Source organism: Mycobacterium sp. 852014-52144_SCH5372336 (assembly GCF_001665615.1).
Classification (GTDB): Bacteria; Actinomycetota; Actinomycetes; order Mycobacteriales; family Mycobacteriaceae; genus Mycobacterium; species Mycobacterium neumannii_A.
Genome location: NZ_LZSW01000047.1, coordinates 416,218 through 429,500, shown reverse-complemented (window position 1 = coordinate 429,500; position 13,283 = coordinate 416,218). Strand labels below are relative to the sequence as shown.

At 67.4% G+C, this 13,283-nt stretch carries 13 protein-coding genes; 11 read left to right on the top strand and 2 right to left on the bottom strand.

The annotated features are described in order from the left end of the window. The first annotated feature begins 78 nt into the window (after nucleotides 1–78). From ftsY to A5759_RS12770, 6 genes are all read left to right on the top strand, one after another. Complete coding sequence (gene ftsY, locus A5759_RS12795) at nucleotides 79–1,431, top strand: signal recognition particle-docking protein FtsY (protein WP_197506029.1); 1,353 nt, start codon at nucleotides 79–81, stop codon at nucleotides 1,429–1,431. A gap of 182 nt (nucleotides 1,432–1,613) precedes the next feature. Next, nucleotides 1,614–2,978 carry an ammonium transporter gene (locus tag A5759_RS12790; protein WP_068198030.1) on the top strand — a complete coding sequence of 455 codons (1,365 nt, stop codon included), beginning with the start codon at nucleotides 1,614–1,616 and terminating at the stop codon, nucleotides 2,976–2,978. A 33-nt stretch (nucleotides 2,979–3,011) separates the two neighbouring features. Further along, complete coding sequence (locus A5759_RS12785) at nucleotides 3,012–3,350, top strand: P-II family nitrogen regulator (protein ID WP_018600748.1); 339 nt, start codon at nucleotides 3,012–3,014, stop codon at nucleotides 3,348–3,350. 83 nt (nucleotides 3,351–3,433) lie between these two features. Next, nucleotides 3,434–5,914, top strand: coding sequence for a [protein-PII] uridylyltransferase (locus tag A5759_RS12780; protein WP_156616909.1), 2,481 nt, complete (start codon nucleotides 3,434–3,436; stop codon nucleotides 5,912–5,914). Between the two features lie 69 nt (nucleotides 5,915–5,983). Further along, nucleotides 5,984–7,552 carry a signal recognition particle protein gene (gene ffh, locus A5759_RS12775; protein ID WP_064426107.1) on the top strand — a complete coding sequence of 523 codons (1,569 nt, stop codon included), beginning with the start codon at nucleotides 5,984–5,986 and terminating at the stop codon, nucleotides 7,550–7,552. A 1-nt stretch (nucleotide 7,553) separates the two neighbouring features. Continuing rightward, entirely contained in the window at nucleotides 7,554–8,636 is a 1,083-nt protein-coding gene (locus tag A5759_RS12770; protein WP_068198024.1) for an amidohydrolase family protein, read from the top strand. A gap of 203 nt (nucleotides 8,637–8,839) precedes the next feature. On the opposite strand, the gene A5759_RS12765 is transcribed toward A5759_RS12770, so the two are convergent. Both A5759_RS12765 and A5759_RS12760 read right to left on the bottom strand, forming a co-directional pair. Next, on the bottom strand, nucleotides 8,840–9,685 hold the full coding sequence (locus A5759_RS12765) for a D-alanyl-D-alanine carboxypeptidase family protein (RefSeq protein WP_068198016.1): 846 nt from the start codon (nucleotides 9,683–9,685) through the stop codon (nucleotides 8,840–8,842). 73 nt (nucleotides 9,686–9,758) lie between these two features. Beyond that, nucleotides 9,759–10,637, bottom strand: coding sequence for a D-alanyl-D-alanine carboxypeptidase family protein (locus A5759_RS12760; RefSeq protein WP_068198015.1), 879 nt, complete (start codon nucleotides 10,635–10,637; stop codon nucleotides 9,759–9,761). Between the two features lie 32 nt (nucleotides 10,638–10,669). Between A5759_RS12760 and A5759_RS12755 the strand changes: the two genes are divergently transcribed. The 5 genes from A5759_RS12755 to trmD all read left to right on the top strand — a co-directional run bounded on the left by A5759_RS12755 (nucleotide 10,670) and on the right by trmD (nucleotide 13,280). Then, complete coding sequence (locus A5759_RS12755) at nucleotides 10,670–11,086, top strand: nuclear transport factor 2 family protein (protein ID WP_064416873.1); 417 nt, start codon at nucleotides 10,670–10,672, stop codon at nucleotides 11,084–11,086. Nucleotides 11,087–11,280: 194 nt separating this feature from the next. Then, the gene (gene rpsP / locus A5759_RS12750) at nucleotides 11,281–11,823 is read left to right on the top strand and encodes a 30S ribosomal protein S16 (RefSeq protein ID WP_068198011.1); all 543 of its coding nucleotides are present in this window, start codon (nucleotides 11,281–11,283) and stop codon (nucleotides 11,821–11,823) included. 8 nt (nucleotides 11,824–11,831) lie between these two features. Further along, complete coding sequence (locus A5759_RS12745; RefSeq protein WP_003881089.1) at nucleotides 11,832–12,074, top strand: RNA-binding protein; 243 nt, start codon at nucleotides 11,832–11,834, stop codon at nucleotides 12,072–12,074. A gap of 9 nt (nucleotides 12,075–12,083) precedes the next feature. Further along, a complete protein-coding gene (gene rimM, locus A5759_RS12740) occupies nucleotides 12,084–12,599 on the top strand; it encodes a ribosome maturation factor RimM (RefSeq protein ID WP_068198007.1) in 516 nt (171 codons plus the stop codon). A gap of 3 nt (nucleotides 12,600–12,602) precedes the next feature. Continuing rightward, nucleotides 12,603–13,280, top strand: a complete 678-nt coding sequence (trmD, locus tag A5759_RS12735; RefSeq protein ID WP_064428351.1) for a tRNA (guanosine(37)-N1)-methyltransferase TrmD — start codon at nucleotides 12,603–12,605, stop codon at nucleotides 13,278–13,280. The last annotated feature ends 3 nt before the right edge of the window (nucleotides 13,281–13,283 follow it).

Here is a 13,283-nt window from a genome sequence, read left to right as displayed (position 1 = left end):
GATCGAGGCATGAGGGGGCGCGGGGGGCGTCGGCGCGGCTCACCTTGAGACAATGGCGCCGTGACTGATGTTGGCTCGATGTGGTTGTGGATCGCGATAGCGGTCATTGCCGTTTTATTGGTCGCCGCGCTCGTCGTCGGGCTGGTGCGGTATCGACGCCGGCGCATCCGGCTGTCGTCGACGGAGACGGCCACGCCGATCGACCGTTCCGGGGGCTATACCGCCTCTGCAGGGATCACGTTCTCGCAATCCGCGCCGACCGCGCCCCCCGAGCGCATCGACACCACCGGCCTGCCCGCCGTCGGTGACGACGCGACCATTCCGCGCGATGCACCGAAGCGCCCGATCGCCGACGTGCAACTACCCGAGCCGCCGGTTCAGGAGCGCCCCGCACCCGCGCCTGCCGAGCCGGCACCCGCACCCGAACCGGCGCCCGCACCCGAACCGGCGCCCGCGCCTGCCGAGCCGGTCCCCGTCGTCGAGCAGGACGCACCGGTCCTCGACGAGATCGCACCGACAGAAGGGCGGCTCGAGCGGCTGCGGGGCAGGCTCGCCAAGTCTCAGAACACTCTCGGACGCAGCATGTTGGGGCTGCTCGGCGGAGGCGACCTGGACGACGAGTCGTGGGAGGAAGTGGAAGACACGCTGCTGATCGCCGACCTCGGGCCCGTCGTGACGGAGTCGGTGGTCGCCGCGCTGCGCGCCCGGATGGCCAGCAGTCGGGTGCGGAACGAGGCCGACGCCCGCGCCGTGCTGCGCGAGGTCCTCATCGAGGCGCTGCAGCCCGACCTCGACCGCTCGATCAGGGCGCTGCCGCACGCGAACAAACCCTCGGTGCTGCTGGTCGTCGGGGTGAACGGAACCGGTAAGACGACCACCGTCGGCAAGCTGGCCCGCGTCCTGGTCGCCGACGGTCGCCGCGTCGTCCTCGGGGCGGCCGACACCTTCCGCGCCGCCGCGGCCGATCAGTTGCAGTCGTGGGCGTCGCGAGTGGGGGCGCAGGTGGTACGCGGCCCGGAGGGCGCCGACCCCGCCTCGGTGGCCTTCGACGCCGTCGACGAGGGCATCAAGGAGGGCGCCGACGTCATCGTCATCGACACCGCCGGGCGCCTGCACACCAAGACCGGGTTGATGGATGAACTCGGCAAGGTCAAGCGGGTGGTCAGCAAGCGCGCCGAGGTCGACGAAGTCCTGCTGGTGCTCGATGCCACGATCGGCCAGAACGGTCTGCCGCAAGCCAGGGTGTTCGCCGAGGTCGTCGACATCACCGGGGTGGTGCTGACGAAGCTCGACGGCACGGCCAAGGGCGGAATCGTCTTTCGCGTGCAGCAGGAATTGGGCGTTCCGGTCAAGCTCGTCGGACTCGGGGAGGGCGCCGACGATCTCGCTCCGTTCGAGCCCGGCGCATTCGTCGACGCGCTTCTCGGATAGTCCGATGCGCCCGGCAGCGGCCGTGCGTCGCGGCGGAATCCGCGTGGAAACACGAGCGTAACGCTTCTGGCGTGTCCGTTCACTTCGTGGAAACGGAACAGAATCACCGGTGAAACGCGGACAAAAGAGTCTCTTCGGGAGGCCGATCCGATCGGCGCACTTCCCAAGGAGGTTCACACAAAGTGGTTTCAGCCTTACCCCTTGCCCTACCCGATGATGCGTTCGCGCCATTCGGCCCCGACGGGTTGAGCTCCGGCGACACCGCATGGGTGCTCACCGCCGCGGCGCTGGTTCTGTTCATGACACCCGGTCTCGCGTTCTTCTACGGTGGGCTCTCACGCCAGAAGTCGGTCTTGAACATGATGATGATGTCGTTCGGGACCATGGGCGTCGTGAGCGTCATCTACGTGCTGTGGGGCTACTCGATGTCGTTCGCGTCGGCGCACACCGGAAACAGCGACATCGCGGGCATCTTCGACAACCCGTTCTCGCTGTTCGGGCTGAGCCCGCTGCTGGAGACCAAGGAAGTGGACGGAATATCGCTGTACGTTCTCGGCGGATTCGGTTCGGTGCCGGCGATCGTCTGGGCGGGCTTCCAGCTGACCTTCGCGGTCATCACCGTCGCCCTGATCAGCGGTGCGGTGGCCGAGCGCATGAAGTTCGGCACGTGGCTGGTGTTCGGCGGGATCTGGGTGACGTTGGTGTATTTCCCACTGGCCCACATGGTTTGGGGTGGCGGCTTGCTGTCCGGAGCCGAGAACGGTATTGCGGCCAAGCTTTTCGGCGTCAGTGAGGAGGGCACCGCGAACGTATCCCCGATCGACTTCGCCGGCGGCACGGTGGTGCACATCAACGCCGGCATGGCCGCACTGGTGCTGGCGCTGCTGCTCGGTAAGCGGACCGGCTTCGGCAAGGTCGCCTATCGGCCGCACAACATTCCGTTCGTGATGCTGGGCGCGGCCATCCTGTGGTTCGGCTGGTTCGGCTTCAACGTCGGGTCCGAGGGCGCGGCCGACATGCTCGCCGGCCAGGTCTGGGTCAACACCACTGCTGCGACCGCCGCCGCGATGCTGGGCTGGCTGCTGGTGGAGCGGCTCCGCGACGGGCACGCAACCAGCGTCGGTGCCGCCTCGGGCGTCGTGGCCGGCCTCGTGGCCATCACACCGGCCTGCGGTTCGCTGTCGCCGATCGGGTCCTTGATCCTGGGCGTCATCGCGGGCGCGCTGTCGGCGCTGGCGGTCGGACTGAAGTACAAGTTCGGCTACGACGATTCGCTCGACGTGGTCGGCGTGCACCTGGTAGCGGGCCTGTGGGGAACGGTGGGCATCGGCTTCCTGGCGCTGGAGACCGGCCTGTTCTACGGCGGTGGATTCCAGCAGCTCGTCGTGCAGGTCGTCATCGCCTCGGTGGCGGTTATCTTCACCGGCATCATGACCGCGATCATTGCCTTTATCGTTAAGCCGTTGGGTTGGCGCGTTACCGCGGAGGACGAGGACACCGGCATTGATGCGACCGAACATGCTGAAACCGCTTACGAGCTCGTCTGATCGGCAACAATTTCCTCGGAAGGGATCCACTAAATGAAGCTGATTACAGCGATCGTCAAGCCATTCACACTCGAGGATGTCAAAACCGGGCTGGAGCAGACGGGTATCCTCGGGATGACCGTCAGCGAGGTTCAGGGCTACGGGCGCCAGAAGGGGCACACCGAGGTTTACCGCGGTGCTGAGTACTCCGTGGATTTCGTGCCGAAGGTTCGCGTCGAGGTTGTCGTCGAGGACTCCGCCGTCGACAAGGTGGTCGATGTCATCGTCCAGGCCGCACGGACCGGGAAGATCGGCGACGGCAAGGTGTGGGTGAGCCCCGTCGACACCGTGGTCCGGGTACGCACCGGGGAACGGGGAGCCGACGCCCTTTGAGCCGCTTGTAGAACTGAGAGTTCGTCTCCGTCCGATCACACACCGTGAGCAGTCTTGCAGGGGGAGAGGACGAGATGAGTGAGATGAACCCCGAACCAGCTGCCGACGAGCAGACTGCCGCCGCCGGTGCCCCTCAATGGGTGGCGCCGGCGGCGGGCTCGTCTCGTCCCGCGACGGACCTGTGCGCCGCGATCAAGCAACTCTTGACAGACGGTGCGCGCCAACTGGATTCGGCCGCCCTGCGACATGCATTGCAAGATCTGCACGAGTTCTGGCTGACCACCAAGGCCGCCGAGATCGGCATCACGCCCACCAGCGGCTTCGCCATCGTCGCGACCGGTGGCCTGGGCCGGGGTGAGTTCGTGCCGCACTCCGACCTGGATCTGATGCTGTTGCACGACAACATGCCAGACGACGTGGTCGCCCAGGTAGCCGAACTGCTGTGGTATCCGTTGTGGGACGCCAACATTCGCCTCGACCACAGTGTGCGGACCGTGCCCGAGGCGTTGAAGGTGGCCGGTGAGGACATCTCGGCGGGGCTGGCGATGCTGGAAGCGAGTCATATCGCCGGTGACGCCGACCTGTCCGCGCTGCTGATCGGGGGAGCCCGTCGGCAGTGGCGTACCGGAATCGCTTCGCGCTTCGACGAACTCGTCGAGCACACCCGGGCGCGCTGGCAGCGCAGCGGAGAGATCGCGCACCGCGCCGAGCCCGACCTCAAATGCGGTCGTGGCGGACTGCGCGACGTCCAGCTGCTCAACGCGCTGGCGATCGCGCAACTGGCCGACGGGTATCCCAACCACACGTTGGCGTCCCCGCTCGGGTCGTTGGGGCAGGCTCATCTGGCGTTGCTCACCGTACGGACCGAACTGCACAGGGTGGCCGGCCGCGGCCGCGACCTGCTGTTGGCCCAACACGCCGACGAGATCGGCGCGGCTCTGCACATCGGTGACCGCTTCGATCTGGCCCGGATGCTGTCCGATGCCGCGCGCACCATCAGCTTCTACGTCGACGCCGGTATCCGCACTGCAGGTAACGCGCTTCCCCGCCGTGGATTCGCGGCATTGCGCCGTCCCCCTCGTCGCCCTCTCGACGAGGGGGTCATCGAGTTCGCAGGTGAGGTCATCCTCGCGCGCGACGCGCGTCCCGAACGCGATCCCGGCCTGATCCTGCGGGTGGCCGCAGCGTCGGCGACGACGGGGCTGCCGATGGCGGCCTCGACGCTGTCCCGGCTGGCCGCAGCGGCCCCCGAACTCCGCACACCCTGGCCGCATCAGGCGCTCAAGGATCTGCTCGTCATGCTGGCCGCGGGGCCGTCGGCGGTCGACACGATCGAGGCGCTGGACCGCACCGGCCTGTGGGGGCGCCTGTTTCCCGAGTGGGGTGCGGTGCGTGACCTTCCTCCGCGCGATGTGGTGCACATCTGGACAGTCGACCGACATCTCGTCGAAACCGTGGCGCGGGCAAGCGCTTTCACCACGCGAGTGGCCCGTCCGGACCTTCTGATGCTCGGTGCGCTGTGCCATGACATCGGCAAGGGACGCGGCGGCGATCACAGCGTCATCGGTGCGGAGCTGGCCACCCAGATCGGCACCCGGCTGGGGATGTGGCCCTCGGATGTCGAGATCCTGTCGAAGGCCGTCCGCCACCACCTGCTGCTGCCGCACACCGCGACACGGCGCGACCTCCAGGATCCCAACACGATTGCGTCGGTGGTCGACGCTCTCGACGGCGATCCCGTCCTGCTGGAGTTGCTTCACGTCCTCGCCGAGGCCGATTCGCTGGCGACCGGACCCGGCGTCTGGGGGGACTGGAAGGCCTCGCTCCTCGGCGATCTCGTGCACCGCTGCCGGATGGTGATGGCCGGAGAGCCACTACCGCAGCCGGATCCCATTGATCCACGGTATCTTTCGCTCGCTGGACAGGTGGGTGTTCATCTGGAGCTGACACCGGGGGACGGCCCACAGATCTTCAACGTGACGGTCATCGCGCCCGACCGGCGCGGCCTGCTGTCGAAGGCGGCGGGCGTCCTCGCGCTGAACTCGTTGCGCGTCCATTCGGCCTCGGTGAACGGTCACGAGGGCTCGGCGATCAACACGTTCGTCGTCTCCCCGCATTTCGGCTTGCCCCCGGCGGCCGAGGTGCTGCGCCAGCAGTTCATCCTCGCGCTCGACGGTGAATTCGACGTGGCTGAGGCCCTGGATCGCCGCGAACGTGAGGCCGCGCAGCACGGCACGTCGCGCGCCGGCGAGGTCCCTGCCGCCGTCCCCATCAATCACGTCACCGCCCCGCCACGCATCCTGTGGTCTGAGGGCGCCCGGTCGGGCGAACTGGTCGTGCAGATCCGCAGCACCGACCGCGCGGGCCTGCTGGCCCGGCTGACCGCCGTGTTCGAGCGCGACGGCATCGACATCGCGTGGGCGAAGGTGACGACGATGGGCTCCTCGGTGGTCGACCTTTTCGGCATCACCGCAGACAAGGGCGTCTGCGACGAGATCGAACGCGACCTGTACGCGGTGCTGCCTGCCCCGCCGGCCCGCAAACCGGTGTCCGAAGCGAGCTGATCACGGCCGTTTACGCCGCGCACGCCCTGCTCGGGCGCGCCGCTGGCGGCTCCCATTAGGCTGGACGTCGTGTTTGAATCCCTGTCCGACCGGTTGACCGGGGCCCTGCAGGGCCTGCGCGGCAAAGGGCGGCTGACCGACGCCGATATCGACGCGACCACCCGCGAGATCCGGCTGGCGTTGCTGGAAGCCGACGTGTCGCTGCCCGTCGTGCGCGCCTTCGTCAACCGCATCAAGGAGCGCGCCCGGGGCGCCGAGGTGTCCGGCGCGCTCAACCCGGCCCAGCAGGTCGTCAAGATCGTCAACGAGGAACTGATCGGCATCCTCGGCGGTGAGACCCGCCCGCTGGCGTTCGCCAAGACGCCGCCGACGGTGATCATGCTGGCCGGCCTACAGGGTTCCGGTAAGACCACCCTGGCCGGCAAGCTCGCGAGATGGCTTCGCGTTCAGGGCCATACACCGCTGCTGGTGGCATGCGACCTCCAGCGTCCCGGTGCGGTGAACCAGCTGCAGATCGTCGGCCAGCGCGCCGACGTCGCGGTGTTCGCACCCCATCCCGGTGTGTCGGCGGACGGTGCGGCCGATGCGGCGCCGGGTGATCCGGTCGCGGTCGCGGCCGCGGGCCTGGCCGAGGCCAAGGCCAAGCACTTCGACGTGGTGATCGTCGACACCGCCGGCCGCCTCGGCATCGACGACGAGCTGATGAGCCAGGCCGCCGCGATCAGGCAGGCCGTCGATCCGGACGAAGTGATCTTCGTGCTGGACGCGATGATCGGCCAGGACGCGGTGACCACCGCCGAGGCGTTCCGCGAGGGCGTCGGCTTCACCGGCGTGGTGTTGACGAAGCTCGACGGTGACGCACGCGGCGGTGCTGCGCTCTCGGTCCGCGAGATCACCGGCGTGCCGATCCTGTTCGCCTCCAGCGGTGAGAAGCTCGAGGACTTCGACGTCTTCCACCCCGACCGGATGGCCAGCCGCATCCTCGGTATGGGCGATGTGCTGTCGCTGATCGAGCAGGCCGAGCAGGTCTTCGACGCCCAGAAGGCCGAAGAGGCCGCGGCCAAGATCGGCAGTGGCGAACTGACGCTGGAGGACTTCCTCGAGCAGATGCTGGCGATCCGCAAGATGGGCCCGATCGGCAACCTGCTCGGCATGCTGCCCGGCGCGGGTCAGATGAAGGACGCGCTGGCCTCCGTCGACGACAAACAGCTCGACCGGCTGCAAGCGATCATCCGCGGTATGACGCCCGAGGAGCGTGCCGATCCGAAGATCATCAACGGGTCGCGCCGGCTGCGCATCGCCAACGGGTCGGGTGTGACGGTCGGCGAGGTCAACCAGCTCGTCGAGCGGTTCTTCGAGGCCCGCAAGATGATGTCGCAGATGGCAGGCCAGATGGGGATGCCGTTCGGCCGCAAGAACTCTCGTAAGAACACGAAGAACAAGAAGAAGAGCGGAAAGAACAAGAAGTCAGGCAGGGGCCCGACTCCGCCCAAGGTGCGCAACCCCCTCGGCGCCGCGATGCCGGGCATGCCCGCAGGCTTTCCGGACCTGTCCGATATGCCCAAGGGTCTCGACGAGCTCCCGCCCGGACTGGCCGACATCGATCTGTCCAAGCTGAAGTTCCCGGGCCAGAAGTAGCGTGGAGCGCCCCGTTCTTCATGTCCGCGGCATCGGACTGCCCGATGAGCAACCCGTGGAGTGGTGGATCGACGGGGGTGTGATCAGCGGCGAACCGGTCAGCGGCGCGGAGACGGTGTTCGACGGCGGGTGGATACTGCCGGGGCTCGTCGACGCCCACTGTCACGTGGGTCTCGGCGATCACGGCCCCCTGGACAATCTCGACGACTGCATCGCACAGGCCGAGGTCGAACGCGATGTCGGTGCGCTGCTGCTGCGTGACGCGGGTTCGCCGATCGACACCCGCAGCCTCGCCGACCACGACGATCTGCCGGAGATCATCCGCGCGGGCCGCCACCTCGCCAGGCCCAAGCGCTATCAGCGCGGGTTCGCCATCGAATTGGACGACGAATCCGCGCTGCCCGAAGCGGTGGCCGAACAGGCGCGATTCGGCGACGGGTGGGTCAAGCTCGTCGGCGACTGGATCGACCGCGAGGTCTGCGACCTGGCGCCGTTGTGGTCCGACGATGTGCTCAAGGCCGCGATCGACGCCGCGCACGCCAACGGCGCGCGCGTCACCGCGCACGTGTTCAGCGAGGACGCGCTGCCAGGCTTGATCAAGGCGGGGATCGACTGCATCGAGCACGGGACGGGCCTGACCGACGACACCATCGACCTGATGGTCGAGTACGGCACCGCGCTGGTACCGACGCTGATCAATGTCGCCAACTTCCCGGGTATCGCCGACGGCGCCGCGAAATACCCGACGTACGCCAAGCACATGCGGGACCTGTACGAGAAGTGCTATCCGCGCATCGCTGCCGCCAGGGAGGCAGGGGTCCCGATCTATGCGGGCACCGACGCGGGCAGCATGGTCGCCCACGGCCGCATCGCCGACGAGATCGACGCGCTCACCGATATCGGGATGACGCCGACCGAAGCCCTGGGGGCGGCGTGCTGGGCCGCCCGCGAGTGGCTCGGCCGGCCGGGCATGGAGCACGGCGCGCCCGCCGACCTGGTGTGTTACGCCGACGATCCGCGCAAGGGCGCGGCCGTCGTCAACCGCCCGGATCTGGTGCTCCTGCGCGGCCGCACCTTTCCCTGAGCCCGCGAGCGGCACCGTCCCCTGAGCTCGCGAGCGGCACCGTCCCCTGAGCTCGCGAGCGGCGCCGTCCCCGCGAGCGACCGTGTCTGTACACGACACACCGGGGTAATCGCTACATTCGCGGACGCTCGTGGCGCACGAAAGTCCGTGTAGCGCTCAAGAATTGCGGCGTGTCGTGCGCAAACACGGTCGCTCGCGCGGGTTCAGGGCTGGCTGAACCCCCAGTCGAACAGTTTGATCGCCTGACCGTAGAGGTCGCCGGTGCCGTACAACTGCGCGACCACCAACCGGCGGTTGCCGCGTTGGGCGGCGGCGGCGAAGGTGTTACGAGCCAGGTTGGTGTAGCCGGTCTTGCCGACGAGCGTGCCCGGATATCGCTTGAGCAGCTGGTTCTGGTTGGTGATCGTCTTAGGACCGTTGTCGGTCGGGAACAACGACGACGGCTGGCGCACGATCGCGGCGAACACCGGATACCGCAGCGCATGGCGATAGATCTGCGCGAGGTCGCTGGCGGTGGTGAACGACTCCATGCCCGGACCGTCCAGCCCTGACGGCGACGACGCACGCGTGCTGCGCGCGCCCAGCGACTGCGCCTTGGCGTTCATCTTCGCCACCGCGACGCGGTAACCGCCGAGGCCGTCGGCGAGAACGTTGGCGGCCTCGTTACCCGAAACCAACATCAGCCCGTCGAGCAGTTGGCGCACAGTGTAGGCGCGCCCGGCTTTGACTCCGGCGCAGGAGCATTCGACGTCGGCGGCCGCCGGCCTGGCCGCGATCGCCGCGTTGAGCGGAAGGTGGTCGAGTACCACCATCGCGAGCAGCGCCTTGATGGTGCTTGCGGGCGCATGCGGCTCATAGGGATTGCGCGAGGCCAGGATTCGGCCGGAATCGACGTCAGCGAGCACCCAGGCCTGCGCCGGCCCGTCGGGCAGCGCGACGGCGCCCGACGGTTCGCCTCGCGGTTGAGATGATGCGGGCGCGGCGACGCCGATGGCCAGTGTCATTGCGCAAGTCAGCGCAATGGCCAACGCAGCCAACATGCTTCGCATGGTCGCCGAGCGTATCGGCGGGGTTCCCCGTCCCGGTCTCGGATGTGTTGCGATTCAGCAACTCATCCGGTGATCACAGCGCGCCGATCGTGGCGCCCGGACTGAGCGCGAAACCCCAGTCGAACAAGCTGGAGGCCTGATCCCAGTAGGTCGGCTGACCGGGCTTGTCCATGCCGTACATCAACGCGACGACCAAGCGGCGACCGTCGCGTTGCGCAGCGCCGACGAAGGTCTTCTGGGCGCGGTCGGTGAACCCCGTCTTCCCCCCGAGCATGCCCGGATAGCGCTCGAGCAGTACGTCCTGGTTGACCAGGACTTTGTCACCGTCCTTGGTGGGGAAGACTGCCGTGGGCGCAGCGGTGATCGACGCGAACACCGGGTTCGCCATCGCGGCGCGGAAGATGACCGCCAGATCGTGCGGCGACGACCACATGTCGATGCCGGGGCCGTCGAGGCCCGACGGCGACGCCGCGTTGGTGCCGTGGGCACCGAGCAGGGCGGCCTTGGCGTTCATCTTCGTCACGGCGACGTCGTAACCACCGAGCATGGTGGCCAATGTGTTGGCCGCGTCGTTGCCTGAGACCAGCAGAATCGCGTCCAGCAGTTGCCGTGTCGTGTAGACCATGCCCGGCGTCACGCCCGCACAGTTGCACTCCACGTGGGTGTCGGCCTCGTTGGCGACCACGGTGGCATCAAGCGGCAGTTCGTCGAGCACCGTCAACGCCAGCAGCACCTTGATCGTGCTGGCCGGCGCGTACTGGCCGTACTCGTCGCGCCCGGCCAGCACCGCACCGGTGTCCATATCGGCGAGCACCCATGCCCGGGCCGGGCCCTCGGGTATCGGTACCGAACCCGACGGTTGGCTCACGCCGACGGGCGCGGCGGTCGCGACGGAGGTCCCGAAGGCCACCAGGCACAACACAGTGGTCAAGCAGATCAAGAGCTTCCGCATGGGCAGGCAGCCTAGTCGTGTTCAATCGACGCATGTTGAGCCTCGAGGAGATTTCCGACCGCTTCGAAATACAGCAGCTGTTGATCGACTACTCGACGGCCATCGACCAGAAGCGATTCGACGACCTCGACCGGGTTTTCACCCAGGACGCCTACATCGACTACCGCGTTACCGGCGGCATCGACGGCCGCTTTCCTGAGGTCAAGACGTGGCTCAAGGACGTGCTGCCGAACTTCCCGGCGTACTACCACATGCTGGGCAACGTCGATATCCGCGTCACCGGCGACACCGGCTCATCGCGTGCGATCTGCTTCAACCCGATGGTGATGGGCGGCGAGGGTCAGATCTACTTCGTGGGGATCTGGTACGTCGACGAGTTCGTGCGCACCGCCGACGGCTGGCGCATGAGCAAGCGGGTCGAGGAGAAGTGCTTCGACAAACTCGTCTGAGCGCTCGCGGCGCGGATTTTTGCCGGTCGCGGCTGTTCTGGCACAATGGGCGGCTGTCTGCCGCGGGACCCGTTTCGAGCGATTTCGCCGGGCGCTTCTGCGGCGGTCACACATGCAAGGCAAAACCGGGCCGAGGCAACCCGCCTCGATCGCTGAATTGCCAGCGTGGCAATCACAGGAGAAGACGTACCACCATGGCTGTAAAGATCAAGCTCGCGCGGCTCGGCAAGATCCGCAACCCCCAGTACCGCATCACCGTCGCCGACGCGCGCACCCGCCGTCAGGGCCGCTCCATCGAGGTGATCGGTCGCTACCACCCGAAGGAAGACCCCAGCCTCATCGAGATCAACTCGGAGCGGGCCCAGTACTGGCTCAGCGTCGGCGCGCAGCCGACCGAACCGGTGCTCGCGTTGCTGAAGATCACCGGTGACTGGCAGAAGTACAAGGGTCTGCCCGGTGCGGAAGGCACGCTGAAGGTCAAGGAGCCCAAGCCTAGCAAGCTGGATCTGTTCAACGCGGCGCTCGCGGAGGCCGAGGGCGGTCCGAGTACCGAGGCCACGCAGCCCAAGAAGAAGAAGGCGCCCGCAGCAAAAAAGGCAGCCGACAAGGCCTCAGACGAGTCGGATAAGAAGGCGGTCGAGGCCGAGGCCCAGGCCGATCCGGCGCCCGCCAAGGACGAGTCCGAGCCCTCGGCTGAGGGCGAGGACGCCACCGTCGCCGGCGCCACCGAAAGCTGAGTCAGGCCGTGAGTTCTGTCGTCGTCGACGCGGTCGAACACCTCGTGCGCGGAATCGTCGACAACCCCGACGACGTCCGCGTCGACATGGTGACCAGCCGGCGTGGTCGCACCGTCGAGGTTCATGTTCACCCCGATGACCTGGGCAAGGTGATCGGCCGCGGTGGGCGCACCGCGACCGCGCTGCGCACACTGGTCGCCGGTATCGGCGGTCGCGGTATCCGCGTCGACGTGGTGGACACCGACCAGTAGTCGGTCATCATGGACCTCGTTGTCGGGCGCGTGGCCAAAGCGCACGGCATCGCCGGTGAAGTGGTGGTGGACGTCCGCACCGACGATCCCGATGCGCGGTTTGCAGCCGGGACGTCGTTGCGCGGGCGACCCGCGAAGGGCGGTCCCGAGCGCGAGTACAGGATCGAGTCGGTCCGTGAACACGGCGGCCGTCTGCTGGTCCGGTTCGACGGCATCGACAACCGCAACGCCGCCGACGCGCTGCGCGGAATCCTGTTCCTCGTCGACTCGCAGGAACTGCCACCGATCGATGACCGCGACGAGTACTACGACCATCAACTCGAGGGCCTGCGGGTGCGGACAACAAACGGCGACGACATCGGCACCGTCACCGAGGTGCTGCATACGGCCGCCGGTGAGCTGCTAGCGGTCCGCGCTGAGGAACGCGAAGTTCTGGTGCCGTTCGTCAGCGCGATCGTGACGTCGGTGTCGTTGGCCGACGAGGTCATCGAAATCGACCCGCCGGACGGCCTGCTGGAGATCTGAGCGATGCGAATAGACGTTGTGACGATCTTCCCGGCCTACCTCGAACCTCTGCGGCAGTCGTTGCCCGGCAAGGCTATTGAATCCGGCATCGTGCAACTGGAGGTACACGATCTGCGCCGCTGGACGCATGACGTGCACCGCTCGGTCGACGACGCGCCCTACGGCGGGGGACCGGGGATGGTGATGAAGGCGCCGGTGTGGGGCGCGGCACTCGACGAGATCTGTTCGGAACAAACGCTTCTGGTGGTGCCGACGCCTGCGGGACGACTGTTCCGGCAGGCCGACGCCAGCGCATGGGCAACCGAGAAACACCTGGTGTTCGCATGTGGACGCTACGAGGGAATCGACCAGCGCGTCGTCGAGGACGCGGCGCGCCGCATGCGCGTCGAGGAGGTGTCGATCGGTGACTACGTGTTGCCCGGGGGCGAGTCGGCGGCACTGGTGATGATCGAGGCCGTCGTGCGGTTGCTGCCCGACGTGCTCGGCAATCCGCAGTCACATCAACAGGATTCACATTCCGAAGGCATCCTCGAGGGTCCGAGCTACACCCGGCCGCCCAGCTGGCGGGGCCTCGACGTACCCGATGTCCTGCTCTCCGGCGACCACGCCAAGGTCGCCGCATGGCGTCGCGAACAAGGATTGGAGCGCACCCGCGAGCGTCGACCCGACCTGCTCGACTGAGCG

What these genes read in the sequence shown, in the direction of transcription:
- A5759_RS12755 (WP_064416873.1), top strand. Translation starts at nt 10,670, where the DNA reads ATGTTGAGCCTCGAGGAGATTTCCGACCGCTTCGAAATACAGCAGCTG.
- A5759_RS12765 (WP_068198016.1), bottom strand. Translation starts at nt 9,685, where the DNA reads ATGCGAAGCATGTTGGCTGCGTTGGCCATTGCGCTGACTTGCGCAATG.
- A5759_RS12760 (WP_068198015.1), bottom strand. Translation starts at nt 10,637, where the DNA reads ATGCGGAAGCTCTTGATCTGCTTGACCACTGTGTTGTGCCTGGTGGCC.
- trmD (WP_064428351.1), top strand. Translation starts at nt 12,603, where the DNA reads ATGCGAATAGACGTTGTGACGATCTTCCCGGCCTACCTCGAACCTCTG.
- A5759_RS12785 (WP_018600748.1), top strand. Translation starts at nt 3,012, where the DNA reads ATGAAGCTGATTACAGCGATCGTCAAGCCATTCACACTCGAGGATGTC.
- rimM (WP_068198007.1), top strand. Translation starts at nt 12,084, where the DNA reads ATGGACCTCGTTGTCGGGCGCGTGGCCAAAGCGCACGGCATCGCCGGT.
- ftsY (WP_197506029.1), top strand. Translation starts at nt 79, where the DNA reads ATGTGGTTGTGGATCGCGATAGCGGTCATTGCCGTTTTATTGGTCGCC.
- rpsP (WP_068198011.1), top strand. Translation starts at nt 11,281, where the DNA reads ATGGCTGTAAAGATCAAGCTCGCGCGGCTCGGCAAGATCCGCAACCCC.
- A5759_RS12780 (WP_156616909.1), top strand. Translation starts at nt 3,434, where the DNA reads ATGAACCCCGAACCAGCTGCCGACGAGCAGACTGCCGCCGCCGGTGCC.